This window comes from Campylobacter cuniculorum DSM 23162 = LMG 24588 (assembly GCF_002104335.1).
In the GTDB taxonomy this organism is placed as follows: Bacteria; Campylobacterota; Campylobacteria; order Campylobacterales; family Campylobacteraceae; genus Campylobacter_D; species Campylobacter_D cuniculorum.
This window is the reverse complement of record NZ_CP020867.1, coordinates 1,131,294-1,143,143: the sequence shown is the minus strand read 5'-3', so window position 1 is coordinate 1,143,143 and position 11,850 is coordinate 1,131,294. Positions and strand designations below refer to the sequence as shown.

Here is an 11,850-nt window from a genome sequence, read left to right as displayed (position 1 = left end):
CAAAATTTATTTCAGACTTATCTGCAAACAGATGGGTCTCAATCTTCTCTAAAGACAAATCTTAAATTTTCAAATCACAAAAGGGTTTGCAACACAAATCTTTCTTGTAATTTTGACAATGCAAATCTTTGCAAAGTAGAGGTGGCTTAAAATGGCAACATCAATACAAAAAGATTCTAAAATTTACATCGCAGGACATAGGGGGCTTGTGGGTTCAGCTGTCTTAAAAAAGCTTAAAGAAGAGGGTTATAAGAATCTCATCACAAAAACACATCAAGAATTAGACCTTATCAATCAAAAAGCTGTGCAAGAATTCTTTAAAAAAGAAAAGCCCGAAGTGGTGATTTTTTGTGCTGCAAAAGTAGGGGGAATGTTGGCTCAACTTAAACAAAGAGGAAATTTCCTTTACGAAAATCTTATGATGCAAAGTAATGTAATCCATAGTGCCTATGAAAATGGTTGTAAAAGATTGCTTTTTATTGCTAGTTTTTGTATCTACCCTGAATTTGCACAATTACCGATTAAAGAAAATGCTCTGTTTCAAGGAGATTTACAATACAACAACGAACCCTATGGAATTGCAAAAATTGCAGGAGTTAAAATGTGTGAATTTTATAGTTTGCAATATGGACTTGATTATTTGAGTATAGCTCCTATAAGTGTTTATGGGGCAGAAGACAGATTTGATTTTCTAAGCTCTCATGTCCAAGCGGCTATTTTTAGAAAAATTTATCTTGCTAAGCTCCTTAATGAGGGCAAATATAACGAACTTTTAAAGGATTTAAGGCACTATGAACATATAAGTGATATTAATGCGGCAAAGGCTTATTTAAAGTCTTATAATATCGATGAAAATGAAGTTATTTTGTTAGGCACAGGTAAGGTCAGTAGGGAATTTTTACATTGTGATGATTTGGCACAAGCTTGTGTATATTTTATGGAGAATACAAGCTTTAAGCAATGTTTGGAAAATGAAAATGGAAAAATGAAAAATTCACAAATCAATATAGGCACAGGAGAGCTTGTTTCTATAGCAGAACTTGCATTTTTAATTAAAGAAATTGTGGATTTTAAAGGCAAAATTTCTTTTGAAAATAAGGCACAAAATGATGGCACGATTAAAAAACTCTCCGACTTTAATAAAGCAAAAAGATTAGGCTGGAGTGGTGCTAAAATAGGCTTAAAAGAGGGATTAACGCAAATGTATGAAGCTTATGTCAGTAAATTTTTATAAAAATTGTGTTAGAATCTCTTGTATTTAGTAGAATTTAACCGATTCATTTTTATTTTTTAAGTTCAATATAAGAATCAAAGTATAGGCATTCAAATGTTTTTATAAAATTTTATAAAAACTTGAATTATTTTAAATTTTAAGGAGAGATAAATGTTTAATTATCCTATGGCGTCTTCTACTTGGGATGAGAAAGAATTAAATGCAATCTATGAAGTCATAAAAAGGGATTGTTTTACTATGGGGGAAAAGGTTGCGGAATTTGAAAAGGAATTTGCAAAGTTTGTTGGTGCAAAATATGCCGTAATGACAAGTTCAGGCTCAACGGCAAATCTCATCGCTACAGCGGCTTTATTCTATACAAAGAATGCAAAGCTCAAAAGAGGTGATGAGGTGATTGTTCCTGCGGTTTCTTGGAGTACGACTTATTATCCCTTGTATCAATATGGATTGAAACTTAAATTTGTTGATGTGGATTTGCAAAGTTTAAATTATGATTTAAATGCTTTAAAACAATGCATCAGTGAAAAAACTAAAATGATTGTGCTTGTTAATTTGCTTGGAAATCCTAATGATTTTGACTTGATACAAGATTTTATAAAAGATAGGGATATTATTTTATTAGAAGATAATTGTGAAGCTATGGGTGCAGAATATAGGGGAAAACAAGCTGGAACTTTTGGCATTATGGGAACTTTTTCAACTTTTTATTCTCATCATATGGCAACAATGGAGGGTGGATTTGTCGTAACAGATAATGAAGAGCTCTATCACATTTTACTCTGCCTTAGAGCGCATGGCTGGACTAGGAATTTACCAAAGCATAATCTTCTTGTTGAAAAAAGTGAAAATGCTTTTGATGAATCCTTTCGTTTTATTTTGCCCGGATACAATGTCCGTCCTGTCGAGATGAGTGGTGCCATAGGACTAGAACAGCTCAAAAAACTGCCAAATTTTTTAAAACATCGCAGAGAAAATGCAAAACTTTTTTGTGAGCTTTTTGGAGAGAGTGAAGATTTTATCATACAAAAGGAGATTGGAAGCAGTTCTTGGTTTGGATTTTCGCTCATCATTAAAGAAAATTCAAAGTTAAACAGAGAGGAACTTTTAGAAAAATTAAGACAAAATGGCATTGATTATCGCCCTATTTGTGCGGGAGATTTCACTCAAAATCAAGTGATAAAATACTTTGATTATGAGATTTTTAAAGAGCTTAAAAATGCAAAATATCTTCATAAAAAAGGATTTTTTGTAGGAAATCATCAAAAGGACATTTCTGAAGAACTCCATTTGCTTCATAAAATTATAAATGGGGGGGGGGATTTAAGTAAATCTTATATCCTAACGCAACCTTTAGAATATACTTTAAAGGTTGCATAAATGGCGATAGAATTTGAGATTTGCGAATCAAAGCTCTTAAAGGGCGTTTATATCATAAAACCTAATAAATTCAAAGATTTAAGAGGTGAAATTTATACCGCTTTCACAAGTGAGGTCATAGACAAACTTTTGCCAAAGCCTTTAAAATTTATCCACGATAAATTCATTCATTCCAAACAACATGTCATTCGCGGAATCCACGGCGATACAAAGACTTATAAACTTGCAACTTGCGTCTATGGTGAGGTAGAGCAAGTGGTTGTGGATTGTGATAAAAACTCTCCAACTTATCTTCAATGGGAAAAATGGACAATCAACGCAGACAATCAACTCATCATCTTTGTCCCTGCAGGTTTTGGAAATGCCCATTGTGTTTTAAGTAAAGAAGCGGTGTATTATTATAAATGTGCCTATCTTGGTGCGTATGTTGATGCAGAGGAGCAATTCACTTATGCGTGGAATGATGAGAGAATCGGCATTAATTGGGCAACGCAAAATCCTATCCTTTCAGAAAGAGATAAATTGAATTAAAATCAAAAGTATATTTAACCATAAAACTAAACAAATTTTAAGCAAGAGGATGGATTTTATTTTAGTCAATAAAAAATATTTTAAACTATATTTTAGATTTTTTTTGTATTATTAAATAACTGATTTCATTATTAAAAGGAGAAAAAATGCTTTCAAAACAAGTTGTAAATTTACTCAATGAGCAAATTGCTAAAGAAATGTATGCGGCAAATTTATACCTTAGTATGAGTTCTTGGTGCTATGAAAATAGCTATGATGGAGCAGGGGCTTTTTTATTTCAACATGCTGGAGAGGAAAGCGATCATGCAAAACGTTTGATTTCTTATCTTAATGAAACCGATTCTCATGTAGAATTACAATCCATCAAACAACCTGAAAATAATTTTAAATCTTTACTCGATGTCTTTGAAAAAACTTACAAACATGAACAAACTATTACAGAATCTATTAATTCTTTGGTTGATCATATGTTAGCCCATAAAGACTATCCTACTTTTAATTTTTTACAATGGTATGTGAGTGAGCAACACGAAGAAGAGGCTCTTTTTAGAGGAATTGTTGATAAGATTAAATTGGTCGATGATAATGGAAATGGTATATATTTGGTCGATCAATACATCAAAACTCTCATTAAAAAATAAATAATACTTGCCCTTTAAAAGGGCAAAATCAAACATTAAGGTGAAAATGACTTATTTTTCTTTAGAATTCAGTATTTTGATGATTGTTTTTTTTGCAATCTATTGGCTTTTTAAAGCAGATTATAAAACTCAAAATGTTTTAATATTAATCTTTAGTTATATCATTTATACCCTAATCAATCCTTATTTTTCTTTGGTTTTAATTCTATATACTTTTTTTATACATTATTTTGCTTTACTTATTTTTGTGCGTCGCAAAAGACATATTTTTTCTGCTTGTATAGCCTTTGTTATACTCAATCTGTGCTTTTTTAAGTATTTTCCGAGCATCAAAGGCAGTCTTGATGAAATTTTACTTCTTTTAGGCTTAGAATTTTTAGATATTGATATTATTTTTCCTGTCGGCATAAGTTTTTACACTTTTAGCTCTATCACTTATCTTGTCAATGTTTATAAAAAACAAAAACTTGAAAGCTTTATCAATCTTGCAACCTTTCTTTCCTTTTTCCCAACCTTGCTTTTAGGTCCTATTATGAGAAGTGAATTTTTCTTTGAACAAGCTTATAAAAAACGTGAATTTAAATATACAAATTTAATTATCGTTTTACTTATCTTTGGTATTGTCAAAAAAGTTTTGATTGCAAATTATTTAGAGCTTTATTCTAAGACTATTTTAAACAATCCAAGTTCTTATAATTTCATTGAGCTTTTAAGTGCTCTTTATGCTTATGCTGTGCAAATTTATTGTGATTTTAGCGGTTATGTGGATTTAGTCAGTGCCTTTGCTTTAATGCTCGGTTTTACTCTACCGCTTAATTTTAATATGCCTTATTTGGCAAGGAATCTTAAGGATTTTTGGGCAAGGTGGCATATAAGTCTTTCAACTTTCATAAGGGATTATATTTATATTCCTTTAGGGGGCAACAGACAAGGTATGTTTAAAACAAGCTTGAATATACTCATCGCCTTTGTGCTTTCAGGGATTTGGCATGGCAGCACGATTAATTTTATGATTTGGGGTTTATTGCATGGGCTTGGAGTTGTTTTTATCCATCTCATCGCTACAACGCGTTTTAATCTTAAGAAAATTCCAGCTTTAGGTCGTTTTATCACCTTTCAATTTGTTTGTTTTGCGTGGATTTTCTTTTATTATCAAAGTTTAGAGGAGGCTTTTGTATATCTTAAGGCTTGTTATGAAAATTTCTTTTTGATTCCAGAATACAAAGACATTTATATTTTAGTTATTTTCGCGGTGCTTTTTATGATTTATCCTTTGTTTGTTAATTTTAAAGATTATTGTGTGAAAATTTTAGATTTAACCCCTCTTTTACTAAAACCTTTCATTATAGCCTTTATCTTACTCCTCGTTTTTGCTTTTATGCCAAGCGGAATTCCAGAATTTATTTATTCGAGTTTTTAAATGAGTGTATTAAGATTTTTTTTCATTTTAATTGTAGTTTTCATTTTGGTTGTGCTTGTAATGAATCAAAGCATAAGCTCTTATATAGAACAAAAATACCATTTTGTCTTTTATCCTCAAAATGATATTTTAAAAGAAGCAAATTCCTTAAAGGTTAAATTAGAACAAATTCGAGCCATTTTAAACGATGAGCCCCTTTCGCAAAATAACAAAACACAAGCAGATACAAAAACAAATGACGATGAAGAAATTATAACATTAAGCTTAGAACTTCCGACTCAAGATGAAAATTTATCCCTTGAAAATAACATTTTAGATGTAAATCAAAGCTTGAATGAAGAAAAAATTGATGAAGTTATCAAAGATGAAAATATAAGTTTTATTGACAATACAAAAATTCAAATCAAAGAAGGAGAGGAATTCTTACTCATAGGAGATTCTTTAATGCAAGGAGCCGCCATTGCCTTAAGTAGAGATTTAAAGGGTTTGGGGATTAAAGCAACGGATTTAAGCAAACAAAACACAGGGCTTTCTTATAAATCTTATTTTAATTGGGCAAATGCGACTAATTCAGCTCTTAACAATAATCATCGTATCAAATATCTTGTTGTTTTGCTCGGAGTCAATGATCCTTGGGACATTAAAAAGGGTGGGGTGTATCATCGTTTCAACACTCCGGGTTGGATAGAAATTTATACAGAACGTGTCAAAGAAATTATCGATATTGCAAAAAAGCATAGGGTTAAAATATTTTGGTTTGAAATTCCGCCCGTAAAAAAAGAAGATTTAAATAAAAAAATTCAAGTTTTAAATCAAATTTATTCTTCTGAAATATTAAAAAATAACGAAATTCTTGTCAATACCAAGCTATTTTTTAGTGTCAATAATGCCTTTTCAAGCTATATTAAAGATGAAAATAATAAAAGCACAAAAGTAAGAACTGATGATGGAATTCATTTTACTCCTAGAGGGGCTAAAGAAATATCAAAGCTTTTACTCGAACATATTTATAAAGATTGAAAATGAAAATTTTAAAGATACTTTTTTTAATTATTTTTTGTATCAAGATTGAAGCGGCTGCGAATTTTGACAATATTCTTGAAAAAGCTAAAAATCAAAGTGCAATCAAAAATTACACCACAAGAGCGAATTTACATCAATTGAGTCAAAAAATCAAGGCACAAAAAAATTTAGGCATTAGAATTTATGGCGATTCTCATATGGCGGCAGATTTTTTTCCAAATATTTTAAGAAATGCTTTTTTTGAACCCAATTCCATAGGTTTCGTTTATCCTTTACAACCAAAATATCAACAGAATTTAAATGTAAAATACGATTTTCAGGATTTTGAAATTCTTAATTCTAAAATTTCAAGTGCTGAAGAAAACTATCCCTTAGGCGGAGTTATAGCAAAAGCTTTAAAAGAAGGAGCAAAAATTTCACTAGAACTTTCTTTAGAAAAACAAAAATTTAATACAGCCTTTCTTTTTAGGGCTCCTTCAAATACAAATGCTTTTCACATCAAGGATTCTCAAGGTAAAAATTATAATCTTCGCTCAAATAAAGCTAATAAATGGTCTTATAAAGAACTTGAACTCACTTTTCCTTTGCAGATTACAGCTCTGCAAAAAGACGCTCAACTTGGAGGATATTTTATCACCAATAAAAAAGGAGGGAATCTTTTTTTAGATACCATAGCGATTAATGGGGCAAAAAGTGATTTGTGGCTTCGGTGGAATCAAAAGGTTGTGAGTGAGGAACTTAAGGTTTTAAAAAATGATTTGATTATCCTTGCTTATGGCTCAAATGACGCTTTATTTGGTGCGTTTGATAAACAAATTTTCAAGGATAATTTAAAAAAATGGTTTAAAATTTTAAAAAAAGAGAATAAAGATGCTGTTTTTATGATTATTTCTCCCCCTACTATAACGCAAAAAAAAGGCAAAAAATATGAAATCAGCCCATATTTTTTTACCTTACGCAAAACCTTAGATGAACTTGCTAGAGAAGAAAAAATGCTTTTTTTTGATATGCATAAATTTATAGAAGATAGCGGTGGAAAAAATGTTTGGATTAAGCAAAAATTATCTTTACAAGATGTGCATCTTAGCATAAGTGGCTATGAGCTTATGGCAAGGAAAATGGTGCAGGATTTGAAAAAGCTTTTCAATTAAGTTTTAATTCTTTATCATCAATGGTTGTAATTTGATAATAAGAATTGATAGTGCTTAAAAGATTAAATCTCGCTCTTAAAAATTCTTGTTGTGAGGAATTTAAAGCATTACTTGCATCCAAATAATCTTTAAGCTCACTTTTTCCAGCTTCATATTTTTGAAGATAAGCCTTTGTAATTTGCTCTTGTTTTAAATTGATTATTTTAAGATTTTCTAAAAGCATATTTACATTTTGATAATCTTTGTAATTTAACATAAATTCATTAATCGCACTTTGCAAAATTTGCTCGTATTCAAAAAGCAAAGCTTCATAAGCGTATTGAGAAATTTTTATATTTTGACGCACCCTACCAAAATCCAAAAAAGGCAAAGAAATTTCAATCACGCCATTTAAAATTTCAAATTTAAAACTCTCATCAAATTTTCTGTCTCTTCCGCTTAAGCCTCCGCCCAAATTAATACTTGGTAAAAGCGACTTTTGAACACTAGAATAATCCTTAAATGCGGCTTTGAGATTGTTAAGTTTAGCTTTAACATCGGGACGATAAGAAAGAATTTCTAGGGGCAAATCAAAATTAGGTTTTAATTCTTTAAAATGTGCCAAACTTAAATTTTTAAAATATTCTATATATTTAAAACCCTTTTGATTTCCTATTAAATCTTGCAGATTTTTAATGAGCAAATCGCGGTTTTGTTCATTTGAGATTAAATTTTGCTTTGCACGAAGTAAATTTTGCTCAATATTGAGCAAATCAAGCTCTTCAATCTTTCCTAGTTCATATTTAAATTGATAAAGCTCTTTCATTTGCTCTAAATTATTCTTATAGGATAAAAGTAAATTTTCAACATCATTAAAATATGCAAGCTCGAAAATTCCATTAATGCTTGAGTTAATGATACTTAACTTCAAATTTTCTAAATCATAAGCACTTGCCTTAGCACTCAATTCTCTTGCCTTAGAAGAATCAAGAATTTTTCCATAAATATCAAGCTCATAACTTAAATTTAAAGAATTTGAAAAGCTTTTATTTTGCTGCCCTGAATTTAAATCTTTAGAACCATTAAGTCCCAAATTTCCACTCAAACTAGGATATAAATCATAATCAATCAAATCAGCCCTTGCCACCATACTTAAAAATGTCGTTCTAGCAATGTTTATATCGCTATTGTATTGTAAAACAAAGTCTATAAATTCATCAATTTTATCATCTTTATAAGCCCTCCACCATTCTTTGCTTAAATTCAAATCCTTTATTTCATTTGCATTTATGGTTTTTTCATGCACTTCGCTAAGTTTTACTCCACAAGCACTTAGCAAAATACTTAAAATTAAAACGCAAATTTTTTTCATTTTATTCCTTCGATAAAGCATTGATAGGATTTAAATTCGCTGCATTTTTTGCAGGAAAAAAGCCAAAAATCACGCCAATTAAAACTGAACTTAAAAGTCCTAAAAAAATCGAACCTACTGATAAAATCATAGGAAAATCCGTGCTAAGAGCATTAAAAGCAAAAATCAGTGCAATTGAGAGCAAAACCCCTAAAATGGCTCCTGCTATGCAAATCATCACCGCTTCAATTAAAAATTGCATTAAAATGTCCTCTTTTCTTGCCCCAATTGCCATTCTAATGCCAATTTCTCGAGTCCTCTCACTCACAGAAACCAGCATAATATTCATCACTCCAATCCCACCAACAATCAAAGCAATCAATGCCACAGAAATAGTCAATAGGGTTGTTGTCCGCCTGTTTGCAGTTATGGCTTGTTTAAAAGTGTCTGAATTAAAAGTAAAAAAATCCTTTTGTCCGCGTTTGATTTCTAAAATTCTAATGATTGCATTTTCTGCTAAAACTGAATTAACTTCATCTTTAACCTTAATCGTGATTTCACGAAGTTGCCTATCACCCGTGATTTTATTCATAAGAGTTGTATAGGGCATATAAAGTTGCACGACATTATCCTCTATGATTTTATTTGTATTTTTTTGCAAAATTCCTATGATTTTAAAAGGTTGAAAATCAAAAATCACGACGCGTCCTAAAATGTCCTCATTTTTTTCATGGGGAAAAAGATTTTTTTTAGCATTAAAATCAAGCACAACGACATTTGCACTATCTCTAATCTCATCTGCGGTTAAATTCCTTCCTGCTTCAAGTTTTACTCCAATGATATTAAAATGATTAAGCCCTACGCCTTCAGCCCTTGCATTTAAAGAAATATTTTTATAGGTTGCAATGCCTGAAGTGTTTGCGTGTGCCTCAACGGCTTCTAAATATTCAAGAGTTCTTAAGGCATTTAAATCGCTAAAATTTAAACGCGTCTTACCCGAACGCAAATCTCCAAATCCCTTACCCGGCCTTACTTCAATAATATTAGTCCCAAGACTTGCAATCGAAGCTAAAACCTTAGCTTGAGAACCTAAACCCAAAGCCACCACACAAACCACAGAAGCAATTCCTATAATTATACCAAGCATTGTTAAAAGGGATCTAAGCTTATGTGCTAAGATAGAAGAATAAGCAATTTTGAGACATTCTAAGGCTTGATTTTTAAATAAGGCTAGAGTTTTTCTTTCCTTTGCCATTGTGCGAATTTCAGTTTTTTCAATATATTGAGGATTGCTATCACTAAGTATTTGCCCATCTTTAATCTCAACAATGCGTCCAGCCTTTTGAGCTATATTTCTGTCGTGAGTGACTAAAATTATGGTATGTCCTTGCTGATTTAAATTTTGTAAAATTTCAAGCACCATTTCCCCACTTTTACTATCCAAAGCTCCGGTCGGTTCATCAGCTAAAATCAAATCCCCGCCATTCATCAAGGCTCTTGCTATACTCACGCGTTGCTGCTGTCCGCCACTTAGCTCATTAGGCTTAGAATCTTGCTTTAAGCCTAATTCTAAACTTTTTAATAATTCTTCAGCCTTTTGATTCCTTTGTGTATGGGTTTTACCCGCATAAACAGCAGGTAAACTAACATTTTCTTTTGCACTCAATAAATTTAAAAGATTATAACGTTGAAAGATAAAACCAATTTTTTCGCGTCTTAGTCTTGCTTTTTCATTTTTATTTAAACTTGTTACTTCATAATTTTCAAAAATAAAACCCCCGCTACTTGGCTCATCTAAGGTTCCTATGATATTTAAAAGAGAGGTTTTACCGCTCCCACTTTGTCCTATAATCGCAACAAATTCGCCTTTATGGATGGTTAAATCAATATCTTTTAAGATAATATTTTCACCGATTTTTTTACAAATTTTTTTAAGATGAATCATCAAAATCTCAATTTTATTTTTGGAGCCAAATCATCGGCACTTGAACTTAAAATCAATTCTTCATTTTCATTAAGCCCCTCTAAAATTTGGGTATTTAAAGAATCCTTAAGCCCTAATTTAACATATTTTTTTACAGCTGTTTTATTGTCTAAAATTTCTACAAAATAACCCTGTTTATCATTTTTTATCGCATAAGTTGGCACAGCAATCACATTTTTAACACTTGCAACAACAATTTCATTTTGTATGCTCATTCCTATACGCAAGAAATTATCTTTATTAGGAACAAAAAATTTCGCATAAAAATAAATTGCATTTGAAGTGCTTGAATTTGATGTGGTATTTGAAATTGAACTTGAGTCGCTAACTTCAGTATCGGCAGGGTCTATGCTTGAGATTTTAGCGTGGTAAATTTTATCCGGATCGCTTAAAACCGCAAAACCCACTTCTGTGCCGATTTTGATTTTATTGACATCAGCTTCCGCAATCTCCATTCTTACTTCCATTTCATCTAAATTTGCAATGCGGACAATGGTTGGTGTGTTTTGATTGGCATTAACAGTTTGCCCTTCATCCACAGCAACATTGATAATAACCCCATCCATTGGAGCAACAATGGTTGTATAATCCAAATCTTTTTGGGCGTTTTTGAGTGAAATTTCAAGTCCAACGACACTTGCATTTAATTCTGCTACATTTGCTTTAAGAGTAAAATAATTATTTTTAAGCGTCTCTAAGCTTTCAAGCGAAGTAGCCTTATTTGCGTAAAGTTTTTGCTCTCTTTGATATTGTTTTGTGGCTATATCCAAAGCAACTTTTTTGCTTTCTAAATTTGCCTTAGCACTTTCAAGCTGTGCCTTTGTAATGTCTAAATCATTTTGCTGCTTGTCTTTATCAATTTGAGCAATCAAGTCCCCTTGCTTGACTCTATCGCCCACATCAACATAGAGTTTAGTGATTTGTCCGCTTACTTGTGCTCCAACATCAACTTGGTCTTTAGCATACACCTTGCCTACAGATTCTATGGTTTGAGAAATATCTGTGCGTCCCACTTTTTGTGTTAAAAACTGAATGTCATTGTCAGAATAAAAAAAAGAAAAATATACAATAACTAACGCAAAAATAGTAACTATTAAAATAATAATCTTTTTTTTCATCAATAAAAATCCTAAAAAATTTTGAAAATATTAATCAATTA

At 31.2% G+C, this 11,850-nt stretch carries 10 protein-coding genes; 7 read left to right on the top strand and 3 right to left on the bottom strand.

The features are described from left to right. Window positions 1-151 precede the first annotated feature (151 nt). The 7 genes from CCUN_RS05735 to CCUN_RS05705 all read left to right on the top strand — a co-directional run bounded on the left by CCUN_RS05735 (window position 152) and on the right by CCUN_RS05705 (window position 7,377). Window positions 152-1,234 (top strand): GDP-L-fucose synthase family protein, encoded by a 1,083-nt coding sequence (locus tag CCUN_RS05735; protein ID WP_332068407.1) that lies wholly within the window; start codon window positions 152-154, stop codon window positions 1,232-1,234. Between the two features lie 150 nt (window positions 1,235-1,384). Continuing rightward, complete coding sequence (locus tag CCUN_RS05730; RefSeq protein WP_027305668.1) at window positions 1,385-2,611, top strand: DegT/DnrJ/EryC1/StrS family aminotransferase; 1,227 nt, start codon at window positions 1,385-1,387, stop codon at window positions 2,609-2,611. Next, the gene (locus CCUN_RS05725; protein ID WP_027305667.1) at window positions 2,612-3,142 is read left to right on the top strand and encodes a dTDP-4-dehydrorhamnose 3,5-epimerase family protein; all 531 of its coding nucleotides are present in this window, start codon (window positions 2,612-2,614) and stop codon (window positions 3,140-3,142) included. A gap of 146 nt (window positions 3,143-3,288) precedes the next feature. After that, a complete protein-coding gene (locus tag CCUN_RS05720) occupies window positions 3,289-3,783 on the top strand; it encodes a ferritin (protein WP_027305666.1) in 495 nt (164 codons plus the stop codon). Window positions 3,784-3,829: 46 nt separating this feature from the next. After that, on the top strand, window positions 3,830-5,203 hold the full coding sequence (locus tag CCUN_RS05715) for an MBOAT family O-acyltransferase (protein ID WP_027305665.1): 1,374 nt from the start codon (window positions 3,830-3,832) through the stop codon (window positions 5,201-5,203). Further along, entirely contained in the window at window positions 5,204-6,223 is a 1,020-nt protein-coding gene (locus CCUN_RS05710; RefSeq protein ID WP_027305664.1) for an SGNH/GDSL hydrolase family protein, read from the top strand. After that, window positions 6,220-7,377 carry a GDSL-type esterase/lipase family protein gene (locus tag CCUN_RS05705; protein ID WP_027305663.1) on the top strand — a complete coding sequence of 386 codons (1,158 nt, stop codon included), beginning with the start codon at window positions 6,220-6,222 and terminating at the stop codon, window positions 7,375-7,377. The genes CCUN_RS05710 and CCUN_RS05705 overlap by 4 nt, the downstream gene beginning before the upstream one ends. Here the strand turns inward: CCUN_RS05705 and CCUN_RS05700 are convergent. From CCUN_RS05700 to CCUN_RS05690, 3 genes are read right to left on the bottom strand one after another with little or no spacing between them, the layout of a single operon-like run. Further along, window positions 7,370-8,728 carry a TolC family protein gene (locus tag CCUN_RS05700; protein WP_027305662.1) on the bottom strand — a complete coding sequence of 453 codons (1,359 nt, stop codon included), beginning with the start codon at window positions 8,726-8,728 and terminating at the stop codon, window positions 7,370-7,372. The two genes, CCUN_RS05705 and CCUN_RS05700, sit on opposite strands and share 8 nt — an antisense overlap. Before the next feature lies 1 nt (window position 8,729). Next, window positions 8,730-10,652, bottom strand: coding sequence for a MacB family efflux pump subunit (locus CCUN_RS05695; RefSeq protein WP_027305661.1), 1,923 nt, complete (start codon window positions 10,650-10,652; stop codon window positions 8,730-8,732). Next, window positions 10,652-11,809, bottom strand: coding sequence for an efflux RND transporter periplasmic adaptor subunit (locus CCUN_RS05690; protein ID WP_027305660.1), 1,158 nt, complete (start codon window positions 11,807-11,809; stop codon window positions 10,652-10,654). The genes CCUN_RS05695 and CCUN_RS05690 overlap by 1 nt, the downstream gene beginning before the upstream one ends. Window positions 11,810-11,850: the final 41 nt, after the last annotated feature.